At 71.9% G+C, this 14,827-nt stretch carries 10 protein-coding genes; 7 read left to right on the top strand and 3 right to left on the bottom strand.

The window, feature by feature from the left end; all coding sequences use genetic code 11:
* Positions 1 to 159: 159 nt before the first annotated feature.
* Positions 160 to 735: a hypothetical protein gene (locus ACFY8O_RS17620; RefSeq protein ID WP_387903221.1), complete on the top strand. Its 576-nt coding sequence runs from the start codon at positions 160 to 162 to the stop codon at positions 733 to 735.
* Positions 732 to 1,373, top strand: coding sequence for a hypothetical protein (locus ACFY8O_RS17625; RefSeq protein WP_387903223.1), 642 nt, complete (start codon positions 732 to 734; stop codon positions 1,371 to 1,373). The genes ACFY8O_RS17620 and ACFY8O_RS17625 overlap by 4 nt, the downstream gene beginning before the upstream one ends.
* A gap of 259 nt (positions 1,374 to 1,632) precedes the next feature.
* Here the strand turns inward: ACFY8O_RS17625 and ACFY8O_RS17630 are convergent, their stop codons facing one another.
* Together ACFY8O_RS17630 and ACFY8O_RS17635 are read right to left on the bottom strand one after the other, a co-directional pair.
* Entirely contained in the window at positions 1,633 to 2,430 is a 798-nt protein-coding gene (locus tag ACFY8O_RS17630) for a tyrosine-protein phosphatase (RefSeq protein WP_145807548.1), read from the bottom strand.
* A gap of 104 nt (positions 2,431 to 2,534) precedes the next feature.
* The gene (locus ACFY8O_RS17635; RefSeq protein ID WP_387903226.1) at positions 2,535 to 3,029 is read right to left on the bottom strand and encodes an SHOCT domain-containing protein; all 495 of its coding nucleotides are present in this window, start codon (positions 3,027 to 3,029) and stop codon (positions 2,535 to 2,537) included.
* Between the two features lie 481 nt (positions 3,030 to 3,510).
* Here ACFY8O_RS17635 and ACFY8O_RS17640 point away from each other — a divergent pair, with 481 nt between their 5' ends.
* From ACFY8O_RS17640 to rho, 5 genes are all read left to right on the top strand, one after another.
* Positions 3,511 to 5,895 (top strand): ATP-binding cassette domain-containing protein, encoded by a 2,385-nt coding sequence (locus tag ACFY8O_RS17640; protein WP_387903229.1) that lies wholly within the window; start codon positions 3,511 to 3,513, stop codon positions 5,893 to 5,895.
* A 168-nt stretch (positions 5,896 to 6,063) separates the two neighbouring features.
* Entirely contained in the window at positions 6,064 to 7,920 is a 1,857-nt protein-coding gene (locus ACFY8O_RS17645; protein ID WP_387903232.1) for a methylmalonyl-CoA mutase family protein, read from the top strand.
* On the top strand, positions 7,920 to 10,163 hold the full coding sequence (gene scpA, locus ACFY8O_RS17650; protein ID WP_387903235.1) for a methylmalonyl-CoA mutase: 2,244 nt from the start codon (positions 7,920 to 7,922) through the stop codon (positions 10,161 to 10,163). The genes ACFY8O_RS17645 and scpA overlap by 1 nt, the downstream gene beginning before the upstream one ends.
* An 11-nt stretch (positions 10,164 to 10,174) precedes the next feature.
* Complete coding sequence (gene meaB, locus ACFY8O_RS17655) at positions 10,175 to 11,182, top strand: methylmalonyl Co-A mutase-associated GTPase MeaB (protein WP_387903238.1); 1,008 nt, start codon at positions 10,175 to 10,177, stop codon at positions 11,180 to 11,182.
* Between the two features lie 352 nt (positions 11,183 to 11,534).
* Entirely contained in the window at positions 11,535 to 12,674 is a 1,140-nt protein-coding gene (rho, locus tag ACFY8O_RS17660) for a transcription termination factor Rho (RefSeq protein WP_145807560.1), read from the top strand.
* Between the two features lie 358 nt (positions 12,675 to 13,032).
* Here the strand turns inward: rho and pgm are convergent, their stop codons facing one another.
* Entirely contained in the window at positions 13,033 to 14,679 is a 1,647-nt protein-coding gene (gene pgm, locus ACFY8O_RS17665; protein ID WP_387903241.1) for a phosphoglucomutase (alpha-D-glucose-1,6-bisphosphate-dependent), read from the bottom strand.
* Between the last annotated feature and the right edge of the window lie 148 nt (positions 14,680 to 14,827).

Below are 14,827 nucleotides of genomic sequence, written 5' to 3' on the forward strand. Positions count from 1 at the left end.
CCGCGTTACCGGCGGGCATGACTGCCTCGAACGGCTTCGAGGGGGTACACGGCTGGTGCAGACAGCCCGGCGGCAGGTCGGACCGGGCGCTGGACGGAAGGAGTTGACGGGAGTGGAACAGCACGACGCACCGACCGCGTACCGACGGGAGTGCCAGCCATGACAACCGTGGTGATCATCGTTGCCGTCGTCCTCGTGGCGGCGCTCGCCCTCTTCCTCGTGCGCGGCCGAGGGACCGGCGGGCATGGTCTCCGACGCCGCTTCGGCCCCGAGTACGACCGCGTGGTGGCCCGTCACGACGGGGACACGAAGGCGGCCGAGCACGAGCTGTCCGAGCGGGTGAAGCTGCACGGGTCCCTGTCGGAGCGGCCCCTGTCCCCCGAAGCCCGCGAGGCGTACGCCCGCCGCTGGGCCGAGGTGCGGGAGCAGTTCATCGACTCGCCCAGGGACGCGGTCGTCGAGGCGGACGCGCTTCTGGCGCAGCTGGCTCGCGACCGGGGATTCCCGGACGGCGCCGACTTCGAGGAACAGACGGCCGCCCTCTCGGTCCATCACGCCGAGCAGGTCGGGGGTTACCGAAAGGTGCACACGGCCGTACGCGGCCAGGGCGGTACCGAGGAGATGCGGAAGGCTCTGCTGGAGTCCCGCGCGCTCTTCGACGTACTGCTCGCGGACGCACCGGATGCGCCGGCCATCACCGGCCGGCACGAGGCGAAAGGCAGTGCATCAGCATGACGGACCGCATCGGAAACACGACCGACCACCTCTCCGCCGAGAAGCCGCGGCGCCCCGGCGAGACGGGAAGCCCTCGCACCACGGCAGCCGGGACGGCGCCCGAGACGGGCAGCCCCCGCACCACGGCCGCCGGAACCGCGCCCGAGACGGGCAGCCCCCGCACCACGGCCGCCGGAACCGCGCCCGAGACGGGCAGCCCCCGCACCACGGCCGCCGGAACCGCACCTGAGAAGACCTCCGCGACGACCTCCAGGAGTACGTCCGAGGGTGAGCGGGACCGCAAGCCCAGGGACGTGGACACGCACGGCACCGCCGTCGCGCCCGCCCCCCGGAAGACTCCCGACGTTCCGCAGCCCGCGCAGGCCGGCACGTCCCTGGTCCCCCAGGACCACCAGGACGAACTGTCCCGGCGCATGCGGCATGCGGTCACCGACTTCGTCGAGAACCCGCGCCGGGCGGTCGAGGAGGCGGAGAGCACGTTCGACGAGATCATCGCCGGCCTGACCGACGCCCTCGCGGAACGCAAGCGCGTCCTGCGGGCGAGCTGGCGGGAGCAGGACACGGAGGCACAGACCGAGGAGCTGCGCGTGGCGCTCCAGCACTACCGCGACATCAGCGAACACCTGCTGAAGATCTGAGCGGCACGGCCCCTCGTACGCCGGCCCGGTGCGGAGTCCCCAGGACTGCGCCCCGGGCCGGCCCGCGTCCGAGACCGGACGGAGCGCCGGATCGGACCAGCAGACCGTCGGATCATCAGACTGTGGGATCGCCGCTCCGTCGGCCCATCGGATCAGCAGACCGGCAGACCGGCAGACCATCGGAACACCGGGCCGTCGGACCAGCAGGCCGCCGGATCACCGGTCCGTCGAGCGGCAGGCCGACGAAGACCGGCGCGCATCAGGCCGGCACCGTCAGATCCGCGCGCAGCCGCTCGGCCACGGCCGGGGGCAGGCGCAGCGCCTTGGTCAGGTACCCGTCGAGCCCTCCCCAGCGCTCGTCCATCGCGTCCAGGGCCGCCTCCAGGTACCGAGGCCGGGCGTCGACGACCGCGGACGCGATGTCCGGGTCCCCACCCGCGTCGAGGAAGCGCCGCACCGCCGGTCCGAAGGCGGCGCGCACCGCCCGGTTCACGCCGATGAACTCCGCGCGTACGACCTCGCGGGACGCGCCCGCCGTCATCAGCAGCAGTGCGGTGGCCCAGCCCGTGCGGTCCTTGCCGGTGGCGCAGTGGAAAAGCAGCGGCCTCGCGCGCGGATCCGCCGCGGTGTCCAGGAAGGCCCGGTAGGCCGCCGCGGCCCCCGGTGACAGCACCATCTTCCGGTAGGTCTGGGCGAACAGTTCCTCGGCCTTGCCCCCGCCGAGCAGGCTCGCTGCTCCGTCCGGGTCACCGAGCAGGGCCCTGAGCCGCGCCGGGGCGACTCCCGGGTTGTCCCCGAGGACGTCGGCGACGAAGAGCCTGGCTCCCGGTGGAAGCCGGTCGGGGGCCCACTGGCGTTCGTCCGCGGTCCGCAGGTCGACGACCGTACGGATGCCGAGGGCGGCCACCGCCATGTCGTGATCGGCGTCGAAATCGCTCAGCTGGGCCGAGCGCAGCAGGATTCCCTGCCTCAGGCGGCGGTCGCGCCCCAGGGCGATACCGCCCAGATCGCGCAGGTTGACGACGGTGGCTGCGGGGACGGCCCGGGCGGTCTGCACGATGACATGCCTCTTTCCCGACAGACAGACTGCAGGTCGGAATCGACGTCGCACGGCGTGCGGCGCATCGACGAAGGAAAAGCGAGCTGGTGGCCGACGAGGAATCAGTCGGCGAGGATCCTGGTCTTCTGGGCGGCGAACTCCGCCTCGGTCAGCACACCCTGCTGCCTCAGGGCGGCGAGCCGTTCGAGGAGGGTGATGACGTCGTCCCCGCCGTCGGCCGGGACGCGCTCGTGGGCCAGCAGGCGCCCGCCCGCCTCTTGGACCGCACGGGTGAGGGGGACCGACCAGAGGTCCTCCCACACGATCAGTGCGGCGGACTCCCCCTCCGGCAGGCGTTCGAGGACGTTCAGGTCCGTGATCTGCGGCAGTCCGGCCTGTCCGCTCCCGGCCGGCTCGAACGAGAGCAGCCCTTGCGGGTCCATCTCGCGCAGGTCCACGCGTTCGAGAGCGCCGCCGGTGGCTCCGCGGGCGAACGTCAGATCGAGGATGCGCGCCGCCTCCGAGGCGACGGCGTCAGCCAGTACGGGCGCGATCGCGTCGGCGAAGCGGCCCCCGGGAAAGGTGACGACGAGGTACTCCACGGGTCCCACGGCCACGGTGCGTCCTTCCCCTGCGGTACTGGGTCGACTGAAGCTTAACTTCGGTCATTCCGTGACGCACTGTGAGAAATTCTGACGAACCGCTGAGGAGCCGGTCAGGAATCGAGAAGCACGGCCGGGACTCCGCCCGTAGCGTGCACCGCATGGACATCACACGCCCGGCGGGCTTCGACTCCGTCGACGGACACGAGGGAGCACGTCCCCCCACGGAGCGGACGTGCGCGAACGCGTGAGGGTCGTGGGCGTGCGACGCGTCACCGCCGGAGTGCCGTAGCGGCCCCGCGACCAGCCGTGCAACCTCCGCCGCCGCGCGGTCCCTCACCCCGCGGGCGACGTGCGGCGCGGCAGCCGGCCCGGTTCCGCAGAACATCCCGTTCCGCACAACCGATCTGGTAGACAACGATCGTCGCCGCGCCCGCCGGCGACGCAGCAGGTGACCGCGAAGGCGGCCCGCGTAACAGATGGAGACACGACGAGCATGGCCACGAGGACGAACACGCAGTCGCCCCCACTGCATGTTGCCGACAGCCACGATCTGATCCGCGTGCACGGCGCGCGGGTGAACAACCTCAAGGACGTCAGCGTGGAGATCCCGAAGCGCCGGCTGACGGTGTTCACCGGCGTCTCCGGTTCGGGCAAGAGCTCGCTGGTGTTCAGCACGATCGCCGCGGAGTCGCAGCGGATGATCAACGAGACCTACAGCGCCTTCGTGCAGGGCTTCATGCCGACGCTCGCACGTCCCGAGGTCGACGTGCTCGACGGGCTGACGACGGCGATCATCGTCGACCAGCAGCGGCTGGGCGCGGACCCCCGGTCGACCGTCGGCACGGTCACCGACGCCAACGCGATGCTGCGCATCCTCTTCAGCCGGCTGGGCGAGCCGCACATCGGCCCGCCCGGGGCGTACGCCTTCAACGTCCCCTCGGTGCGCGCCAGCGGCGCGATCACCGTGGAGCGGGGTGCCAAGAAGACGGTGAAGGCTACCTTCAACCGCACCGGCGGCATGTGCCCGCGCTGCGAGGGCAGGGGCTCGGTCTCCGACATCGACCTCACGCAGCTCTACGACGACTCCAAGTCGATCTCCGAAGGCGCGTTCACCATCCCCGGCTGGAAGTCGGACAGCTTCTGGACCGTGCGGCTCTACGCCGAGTCGGGCTTCCTCGACCCGGACAAGCCCATCAGCAGGTTCACCAAGAAGGAGATGCGGGACTTCCTCCACCACGAGCCGGTCAAGGTGAAGGTCGAGGGCGTCAACCTCACGTACGAAGGGCTGATCCCCAAGATCCAGAAGTCGTTCCTGTCCAAGGACAAGGACGCGATGCAGCCCCACATCCGGGCGTTCGTCGAGCGGGCGGTCACCTTCACCTCCTGCCCCGAGTGCGAGGGCACCCGGCTCAGCGAGGAGGCCAGGTCCTCGAAGATCGGCCGTATCAGCATCGCCGACGCGTGCGCGATGCAGATCAGCGACCTCGCCGAATGGGTACGGGGTCTCGACGAGCCGGCGGTGGCGCCCCTGCTCACCGCGCTCGGGCGGACCCTCGACTCGTTCGTGGAGATCGGCCTCGGCTATCTGGCGCTCGACCGCCCCTCGGGCACCCTGTCCGGCGGCGAGGCGCAGCGCGTGAAGATGATCCGGCACCTGGGCTCCTCGCTCACCGACGTCACCTATGTCTTCGACGAGCCCACCATCGGCCTGCACCCGCACGACATCCAGCGGATGAACGGCCTGCTGCTGCGGCTCCGGGACAAGGGCAACACGGTGCTCGTCGTGGAGCACAAGCCGGAGACGATCGCGATCGCCGACCACGTGGTCGATCTCGGCCCCGGCGCGGGTACGGCGGGGGGCACCGTCTGCTTCGAGGGAACGGTCGACGGGCTGCGGGCCGCGGGCACCGTCACCGGCCGTCACTTCGACGACCGGGCCGCGCTCAAGAAGACCGTACGCACGCCCACGGGCACTCTGGAGATCCGCGGCGCGACGGCCCACAACCTGCGGGACGTCGACGTCGACGTCCCCCTCGGCGTCCTGGCCGTCGTCACGGGGGTCGCCGGCTCGGGCAAGAGCTCGCTCGTGCACGGGTCGATCCCGGCGGGCGAGAACGTGGTCTCGGTCGACCAGGGTGCGATCCGTGGCTCGCGGCGCAGCAACCCGGCCACCTACACCGGGCTGCTGGACCCGATCCGCAAGGCGTTCGCGAAGGCCAACGGCGTGAAGCCCGCGCTGTTCAGCGCCAACTCCGAGGGCGCCTGCCCCACCTGCAACGGCGTGGGGGTCGTCTACACCGACCTGGGGATGATGGCGGGCGTCGCCACGACCTGCGACGACTGCGAGGGGAAGCGGTTCCAGTCGGCGGTCCTGGAGTATCACCTCGGCGGGCGCGACATCAGTGAGGTGCTCGCGATGCCGGTCACCGAGGCCGAGGAGTTCTTCGGTTCCGGCGAGGCGGCGACGCCCGCCGCACACCGCATCCTCGGCCGGCTCGTGGACGTCGGGCTGGGCTACCTCAGCCTCGGCCAGCCGCTCACCACGCTGTCCGGAGGTGAGCGCCAGCGGCTGAAGCTGGCCACCCACATGGCGGAGAAGGGCGGGGTGTACGTACTGGACGAGCCGACCGCGGGGCTCCATCTCGCCGATGTGGAGCAGCTGCTGGGCCTGCTGGACCGGCTCGTGGACTCCGGCAAGTCCGTCATCGTGGTCGAGCACCACCAGGCGGTCATGGCGCACGCCGACTGGATCATCGACCTCGGCCCCGGCGCCGGTCACGACGGCGGCACGATCGTCTTCGAGGGGACGCCCGCCGATCTGGTCGCGGCCCGTTCCACCCTCACGGGAGAGCATCTCGCGGGCTACGTCGGCGCCTGACCGGGAGTGTGGCGCCAGCATCCTTGCGCGGTAAGGGTGTTGGCGTCACGGCCTTCCCGAGGGGGACGGACAAGGCCGCTCCAAGCAGAGATCCCGCACAATTCGGCGAGTGCAAGGTCACAGCTGGTGGCTCTGCTGCTCCTCGGAGCGCTGACCTAGCATCTGAGCATGACGGTCCTGCCTGCTGACGGGCTCCCTCTGGCCGCCGAGTTCCCCGACCCTTCCCACGACCAGTGGCAGAGCCTTGTCGAAGGCGTACTGCGCAGGTCCGGCAGGGAAGTGACGGGTACGGCCGCCGAGGAAGCACTGTCCACCGCACTCGGGGACGGGCTCACCGCCCGTCCCCTGTACACCTCCGCCGACGTGTCGGCGGACCCCGGCCTGCCCGGTTTCGCCCCCTTCACCCGGGGCAGCAGGGCCGCGGGGAACACCACGGACGGCTGGGACGTGCGCCAGCGTCACGCGCTCACCGATCCCGTACGCCTGAACGAGGCGTTGCTCGGTGACCTGGAGAACGGTGTCACCTCGCTGTGGCTGGCGGTGGGTGGCCCCGGCGGGGTGCCGGTGTCCGGCCTCGCCCGCGCGCTGGAGGGCGTCCACCTCGATCTCGCACCGGTGGTGCTCGATGCGGGGACCGACGCCGGGCCCGCCGTACGGGAGTTGCTCGGCCTCTGCGAGACCCGGGGCCTCGCGAAGGAGTCCGTGCGGGGCTGCCTCGGCCTGGACCCCTTGGGGAACGCGGCCCGCACGGGCGCGGAACCGGAGCTGAGCGAAGCCGTGCACTGGGCACGGATCTGTTCCGGGGAGTACCCCGGCCTGCGGGCGCTCGCCGTGGACGCCCTGCCGTACCACGAGGCGGGCGGTTCAGCGGCCGAGGAGCTCGGTCTCTCGCTGTCCACGGGCGTCGCCTGTCTGCGCGCCCTGACGGCGGCCGGACTCTCCGTCGAGGAGGCGTGCGCGCAGCTGGAGTTCCGGTACGCGGCCACGGCGGACCAGTTCCTGACGATCGCGAAGCTGCGTGCGGCCCGGCGGCTGTGGGCCCGCGTGGCGGAGGTCTGCGGGGCTCCGGACGCCGGGGCGCAGCGGCAGCACGCCGTGACGTCGTCCGTGATGATGACCCGCCGCGATCCATGGGTGAACATGCTGCGCACGACCCTGGCCTGCCTGGGTGCGGGTGTCGGCGGCGCCGAGTCCGTCACCGTGCTTCCGTTCGACCACGCGCTCGGCCTGCCGGACGCCTTCGCCCGGCGGATCGCCCGCAACACCTCGACGATCCTGATCGAGGAGTCGCATCTCGCCCGGGTGACCGACCCGGCGGGCGGCTCCTGGTACGTCGAGCGGCTGACCGACGAACTCGCCTCCGCTGCCTGGTCGTTCTTCCAGGAGATCGAGCGGGCGGGCGGTCAGGCCGCCGCGCTGCGCTCCGGAATGGTGCGGGAGCGGATCGCGGACACCTGGGCGGCCCGGAGCAGGGACCTGGCGCGGCGGAAGGAACCCGTCACCGGCGTCAGCGAGTTCCCGTCCCTCGCGGAGCGGCCCGTGGAGCGTGTGCCGGCGCCCGCCGTCGTGGTGGACGGAGGGCTGCCCCGGGTCCGGCGCGACGAGGCGTTCGAGGCGTTGCGCGCACGCTCCGACCGGCACCTGGCGGCCACCGGCAGCCGCCCCCGGGTCTTCCTCGCCGCGCTGGGACCGGCGTCGGCCCACACGGCGCGGGCCTCCTTCGCGGCGAACCTCTTCCTGTCGGGCGGTGTCGAGCCGGTCCAGGAGCCGGTCTCGGTCGACGCGTCCACCGCCGCAGCGGCCTTCGCGGCGAGCGGTGCCACCATCGCGTGCCTGTGCTCGACGGACGCGCTCTACGCCGAGCGGGCCGAAGGGGTGGCCGCGGCCCTCCGGACGGCCGGCGCCGAGCGGATCTTCCTCGCGGGACGGCCGGACGCGTTCGCCGGGGCGGACGTCCACGTCTTCGCCGGCTGCGATGTCGTCGCCGTCCTCTCCTCCGAACTCGACCGCATGGGAGTGGCGTGATGCAGAGCCCTGAGATCCCCGGGTCCCGTGAGACCCCCGCGCCGGTGGTGCCGGACTTCTCCGACGTGCCGCTGGCCGGGCCCGCCCCGGCCGAGGTGACCGAGGACCGGTGGCGTGCCGCGGTGAAGGAGTCGGCGGGCCGCCCGGAGGAGGAACTGCTCTGGGAGACCCCGGAGGGCATCGAGGTCAAGCCGCTGTACACCGGACGCGACCTGGAGGGCCTGGACTTCCTCGGGACCTACCCGGGGATCGCGCCCTACCTGCGCGGCCCGTACCCGACGATGTACGTCAACCAGCCCTGGACGATCCGTCAGTACGCCGGGTTCTCCACGGCCGAGGAGTCGAACGCCTTCTACCGGCGGAACCTGGCGGCGGGACAGAAGGGGCTGTCGGTCGCGTTCGACCTGCCGACGCACCGGGGGTACGACAGTGACCACCCCCGGGTGACCGGTGACGTGGGCATGGCCGGTGTGGCCATCGACTCCCTCTACGACATGCGGCAGCTCTTCGACGGCATCCCGCTGGACCGGATGTCGGTGTCGATGACGATGAACGGCGCGGTGCTGCCCGTGCTCGCGCTGTACATCGTGGCCGCGGAGGAGCAGGGCGTCGCGCCCGAGAAGCTGGCCGGGACCATCCAGAACGACATCCTCAAGGAGTTCATGGTCCGCAACACGTACATCTATCCGCCCGGTCCCTCGATGCGGATCATCTCCGACATCTTCGCGTTCACCTCGCAGAAGATGCCGCGCTACAACTCGATCTCCATCTCCGGCTACCACATCCAGGAGGCCGGTGCCACGGCCGATCTGGAGCTGGCGTACACGCTGGCCGACGGGGTCGAGTACCTGCGCGCCGGCCAGGCGGCGGGCCTGGACGTGGACGCCTTCGCTCCACGGCTCTCCTTCTTCTGGGCGATCGGCATGAACTTCTTCATGGAGATCGCGAAGCTGCGCGCCGCCCGGCTGCTGTGGGCGAAGCTGGTGAAGGAGTTCGGACCGGAGAACCCTAAGTCGCTCTCGCTGCGGACCCATTCGCAGACGTCCGGCTGGTCGCTGACCGCTCAGGACGTCTTCAACAACGTGACCCGCACCTGTGTCGAGGCGATGGCGGCCACCCAGGGCCACACCCAGTCGCTGCACACCAACGCCCTCGACGAGGCGCTCGCCCTGCCGACGGACTTCTCGGCGCGCATCGCGCGCAACACCCAGCTGCTGCTCCAGCAGGAGTCGGGCACCTGCCGGGTCATCGACCCGTGGGGCGGCAGCGCCTACGTCGAGAAGCTGACGCACGACCTCGCGCGGCGGGCCTGGCAGCACATCGAGGAGGTCGAGGCCGCGGGTGGCATGGCCAAGGCCATCGACGCGGGCATCCCCAAGCTCCGGATCGAGGAGGCCGCGGCCCGCACCCAGGCGCGGATCGACGCGGGGCGCCAGCCCGTCATCGGCGTGAACAAGTACCGTGTGGGCACCGACGAGAAGATCGATGTGCTCAAGGTCGACAACTCCTCGGTGCGCGCCCAGCAGATCGAGAAGCTGCGCCGGCTGCGCGAGGAGCGCGACGAGGATGCCTGCCGGGCGGCGCTCCGCGCGCTGACCGAGGCGGCGGGGCGGGACCCCGGGCCGGGCCTCGAAGGCAATCTTCTGGCGCTGGCGGTCGACGCCGCCAGGGCGATGGCCACGGTCGGGGAGATCTCGGACGCACTGGAGAAGGTGTACGGGAGGCACGCGGGCCAGATCCGTACGATCTCCGGGGTGTACCGCAAAGAGGCAGGAGAGTCCCCGTCCGTGGACCGCACCCGTGAGCTCGTCGACGGTTTCGAGGAGGCGGAGGGGCGGCGCCCGCGCATCCTGGTCGCGAAGATGGGCCAGGACGGCCACGACCGTGGCCAGAAGGTCATCGCGACGGCCTTCGCCGACCTGGGCTTCGACGTCGACGTCGGCCCGCTCTTCCAGACGCCGGGCGAGGTGGCCCGGCAGGCGGTCGAGGCGGACGTGCACATCGTGGGCGTCTCGTCGCTGGCCGCCGGTCACCTCACGCTCGTACCGGCGCTGCGTGAGGAACTGGCCGCCGAGGGGCGCGAGGACATCATGATCGTGGTGGGCGGGGTGATCCCGCCGCAGGACGTCGAGGCGCTGCACGAGGCGGGGGCCGCCGCGGTGTTCCCGCCCGGCACCGTCATCCCGGACGCCGCCCACGACCTGGTCACGCGGCTCGGTGCCGCGCTCGGCCACGAGCTGTGAGCCGCTGACGGATGGCGCGGAACATCGACACCGACGCGTACGTCAGGGGCGTCCTCGACGGGAAGCGGGCCTTCGTGGCCCGCGCGATCACCCTCGTCGAGTCGCTCCGCCCCGATCACCGGGTGCTGGCGCAGCGGATGCTGAGCGAGCTGCTGCCCCATTCGGGGCGGGCCAGACGGATCGGCGTCAGCGGGGTGCCCGGCGTGGGCAAGTCCACGTTCATCGACGCGCTCGGCACACTGCTGACCGGGCTCGGGCACCGGGTGGCGGTCCTGGCCGTGGATCCGTCGTCCAGCCGTACGGGGGGTTCCATCCTGGGTGACAAGACCCGGATGGAGCGCCTCGCGGTGGACCCGCGGGCGTTCGTACGGCCCTCTCCCACGGCCGGGACGCTCGGCGGTGTCGCCAAGGCGACCCGGGAGTCCATCGTGGTGATGGAGGCGGCGGGCTACGACGTGGTACTGGTGGAGACGGTCGGTGTCGGGCAGTCGGAGACGGCGGTGGCCGGCATGGTCGACACCTTCCTGCTGCTCACCCTGGCCCGCACCGGCGACCAGTTGCAGGGCATCAAGAAGGGCGTGCTGGAGCTCGCCGACGTCATCGCGGTCAACAAGGCCGACGGTCCGCACGAACGCGACGCGCGCTCCGCGGCGCGTGAGCTGGCCGGGGCGCTGCGGCTGCTGCACCCGGCGGACGCGGCCTGGACCCCGCCGGTCCTCACCTGCAGCGCCAGGGAGTCGACGGGCCTGGACACCCTGTGGGAGCGGCTGGAACAGCACCGCACGCTGATGGAGTCCACCGGCCGGCTGGCGGCCGGGCGCCGCGAGCAGCAGGTGGACTGGACCTGGGCAATGGTCCGCGACGAACTGCTGGAGGGACTGCGGACCCATCCTGCGGTGCGTACGCTCACCCCGGAGCTCGAACGGCTGGTGCGCGGAGGCGAGTTGACCCCGACGCTGGCCGCCGGTCAGATCCTCGACGCGTTCCGCGGCGGCGCGCGCGGACCGGGCGGCGGCTGACCCACGCCGACACCTGAAGGGCTTCTCCCCGCTCGTCGGCGGGGAGAAGCCTTTCGGTGCGTTCTGGCCCTCGCGCCCTCTCGCCCTCTCGCCCTCTCGCCCTTCAGGCTCTTCCCACACCGGACCCAGTCGTGTTATGGTCCGACCAGCACACGTGAACGCCCTTTCCGGGCGCCTGTGCTTCTCCTCAGCTGTCCCGCCCGTCCTTCGACGACCGGCTGTCCAGCTTCTCGCTTCACCTCTTCCGTCCGGTCCGGGCTCTTTCTCCGCCCGTTCGCACGAGGCGTGATTCCGCCGCCTCGCCGTGCCTTCGCCGGACCTCTCATGCGCCATGTCCGCGAAAGGACCTCTCATGACCAGCACACTCGAACGCCCCGTCACCCCACAGAGCCGGCCCGTCCGCACCATCGGTGTCCTCGACACCACGGGCGACGGACATGGCGTACTGCGGACCGACGGCGGCCACCCCTCCCCGGGCGACATCCAGGTGCCGCCCTCGCTGATCCGGCAGCACGGCCTGCGCACGGGCGACGTGGTCGAAGGCGTCTGCGCACGGCCCCGGGCGCTGTCCCTCGTCGAGTCGGTCAACGGACGCGCGGCGCACGAGTTGCGGGGCCGGCCGCACTTCCGGGATCTCACCCCGCTGCACCCCCGGGAGCGACTGCGCCTGGAGACGCCCGGCGGAGGCCCGGCACCGCGCGTCATCGATCTCGTGGCACCCGTGGGCAAGGGGCAGCGCGGCCTGATCGTCGCGCCTCCGAAGACGGGCAAGACCGTCCTGCTCCAGCAGATCGCCGCGGCGGTCGCCGCCAACCACCCCGAGTGCCACCTGATGGTGGTCCTGCTGGACGAGCGGCCCGAGGAGGTCACCGACATGCGCCGTTCCGTGCGGGGCGAGGTGTACTCCTCCACGTTCGACAGGCCCGCCAAGGAGCACATCGCGCTCGCGCGCCTGGCCGTCGAACGCGCCAAGCGCCTGGTCGAGCAGGGCCGGGACGTCGTCGTCCTCCTGGACTCCCTCACCCGGCTGTGCCGCGCCCACAACACCAGCGCCGGGGCGGGCGGGCGCACCCTGAGCGGCGGTGTGGACGCGTCGGCGCTCATCGGTCCCAAGCAGCTGTTCGGTGCCGCCCGCGCGGCCGAGGAGGGCGGTTCGCTCACCATCCTGGCGACCGTGCTCGTGGACACCGGGTCACGGGCCGACGACTTCTTCTTCGAGGAGCTCAAGAGCACCGGCAACATGGAGCTGCGGCTCGACCGGGCTTCGGCCGACCGGCGGGTCTTCCCGGCGGTCGACATCGCCCCCTCCGGTACCCGCCGCGAGGAACTCCTCCTGCCCACGGCGGAACTGGCAGCCGTACGGGCGCTGAGGCGGGCCCTGCGGTCACGGGACGGGCAGGCGATGCTCGAAGCGCTGCTGGACAGAATCCGCAGGACCCCCGACAACGCCGCCTTCCTCCGGCAGGTCAGGCAGACCGTCCCGGAGGCCTGACGGGCAGGACGGGGCTGCGGCTCGCCCGCGTAGACGTCTCAGGGACAGAGACCCCTCGGCGGCTGACTCGCCACCCCGTGGCAGGCGCGAGCGGGGCGCCGCAGCGCCTCCGCCGTGGCGGGCCCGTTCGTGGGGCGGGCCGAGGCGGCGCAGCCAGCTCCCGCCGAAGGGGTCCCCGGACTCGTGTCGGCGCCCGGTGGCCGTCCCCGGGCCGTTATCGCCTTCGTCTTCGACGCCGGGACGCTCGTGGCGCTGGAGACGCCGGCCGACCGGGAGACGAGCGCCGCGCCCGACCTGAGCCTCCTCCGACGCCGACGGCGCGGCGGACCCCGGTGCCGAGGTCCGCCGCGCCGGGCTGTCAGCCCACGTCGCCCAGCGCGTCGGAGACCAGCGCGCGGGCCTCGTCCTGGACCCTGGCCAGGTGTTCGGCGCCCTGGAAGCTCTCGGCGTACACCTTGTAGACGTCCTCCGTGCCCGACGGCCTGGCCGCGAACCACGCGCTCTCGGTGCAGACCTTGAGCCCTCCCACGGCCGCGCCGTTGCCCGGCGCCTCCGTGAGCACCGCGGTGATCGGCTCGCCGGCCAGGGTGTCCGCGGTGACCTGCTCCGGGGAGAGCCGGGCCAGGACGGCCTTCTGCTCACGGCTGGCCGGCGCGTCGACGCGGGCGTAGGAAGGATCGCCGAAGCGCGCGGTGAGTTCCGCGTAGTGCTGGGAGGGGGTGGAGCCGGTCACGGCGGTGATCTCGGAGGCCAGCAGCGCGAGCAGGATGCCGTCCTTGTCTGTGGTCCAGACGCGTCCGTCGCGACGCAGGAACGAGGCCCCGGCGGACTCCTCCCCGCCGAAGCCCAGAGTGCCGCCGAACAGCCCGTCGACGAACCACTTGAAGCCGACCGGGACCTCGACCAGGCGCCGCCCGAGGTCCGCCGCGACCCGGTCGATCATCGACGAGGAGACCAGGGTCTTGCCGATGCCCGTGCCGGCGGGCCAGCTCTCCCGGTGGGAGTAGAGATAGCGGATGGCCACGGCCAGGTAGTGGTTGGGGTTCATCAGCCCGCCGTCGGGCGTGACGATGCCGTGCCGGTCCGCGTCGGCGTCGTTGCCGGTGGCGATGGTGTAGGCGTCGCGCTGCTCGATCAGGGAGGCCATGGCGTACGGCGACGAGCAGTCCATCCGGATCTTGCCGTCCCAGTCCAGCGTCATGAACCGCCAGGTGGGGTCGGCGAGCGGATTGACCACGGTGAGGTCGAGCCGGTGGCGTTCCGCGATTCGCCCCCAGTAGGCGACCGACGCGCCACCGAGGGGGTCCGCTCCGATGCGGATCCCGGCATCACGTACGGCGTCCAGGTCGAGGACGGCCGGGAGGTCGTCGACGTAGGCCGTCAGGAAGTCGTGACGCCCGGTGGTACCGGCGGCCAGCGCGCGGGCGTACGGGATCCGCCGGACCTCCTTGAGCCCGCCCTCGATGAGGGCGTTGGCCCGGTCCTGGATCCAGGAGGTCGCGTCCGATCCGGCGGGGCCGCCGTGCGGCGGGTTGTACTTGAAGCCGCCGTCGGCGGGCGGGTTGTGCGAGGGCGTGACCACGATGCCGTCGGCGAGCCCGGCCGTGCGGTCCCGGTTGTACGTCAGGATCGCGTGCGAGACGGCCGGGGTGGGGGTGTAACCGTCGTCCGTGTCGATCAGGACCGTGGCCCCGTTCGCGGCCAGCACCTCCACGGCGGTGATCCGAGCGGGTTCGGACAGCGCGTGGGTGTCGGCCCCGAGGAAGAGCGGCCCGTCGGTGCCCTGACGGGTCCGGTAGTCGCAGATGGCCTGGGTCGTGGCGGCGATGTGGTCCTCGTTGAAGGCCGCCCCGAGGGCCGATCCGCGGTGGCCCGAGGTGCCGAAGGCCACGCGCTGGTCCGGCTCCGCCGGGTCGGGGTGGACGGTGTAATAGGCCGTCACCAGCCGTGCCACGTCCACCAGGTCTCCGGGCTGCGCCGGCTGACCGGCCCGTTCGTGAACCATCGCTTCTCCTCTGTCCTCATCGGCCTTTCGCGGACCGCCACGGGGCGGACGATCATCACGAGGTGTACCCCCGATACTGCCTCGTCGGCCGCCCCGCGCGGCACGCGGACGGAACCAGCAGTACATCCAGAGCGCCGTGGAGCCAAGG

This window comes from Streptomyces argenteolus (genome assembly GCF_042902585.1).
GTDB lineage: Bacteria > Actinomycetota > Actinomycetes > Streptomycetales > Streptomycetaceae > Streptomyces > Streptomyces argenteolus.

Bases quoted from the DNA above. Each gene is read 5' to 3' on its own strand.
- ACFY8O_RS17640 (WP_387903229.1), top strand. From the start codon at position 3,511: ATGGCCACGAGGACGAACACGCAGTCGCCCCCACTGCATGTTGCCGAC.
- ACFY8O_RS17645 (WP_387903232.1), top strand. From the start codon at position 6,064: ATGACGGTCCTGCCTGCTGACGGGCTCCCTCTGGCCGCCGAGTTCCCC.
- meaB (WP_387903238.1), top strand. From the start codon at position 10,175: ATGGCGCGGAACATCGACACCGACGCGTACGTCAGGGGCGTCCTCGAC.
- scpA (WP_387903235.1), top strand. From the start codon at position 7,920: ATGCAGAGCCCTGAGATCCCCGGGTCCCGTGAGACCCCCGCGCCGGTG.
- ACFY8O_RS17620 (WP_387903221.1), top strand. From the start codon at position 160: ATGACAACCGTGGTGATCATCGTTGCCGTCGTCCTCGTGGCGGCGCTC.
- ACFY8O_RS17625 (WP_387903223.1), top strand. From the start codon at position 732: ATGACGGACCGCATCGGAAACACGACCGACCACCTCTCCGCCGAGAAG.
- pgm (WP_387903241.1), bottom strand. From the start codon at position 14,679: ATGGTTCACGAACGGGCCGGTCAGCCGGCGCAGCCCGGAGACCTGGTG.
- rho (WP_145807560.1), top strand. From the start codon at position 11,535: ATGACCAGCACACTCGAACGCCCCGTCACCCCACAGAGCCGGCCCGTC.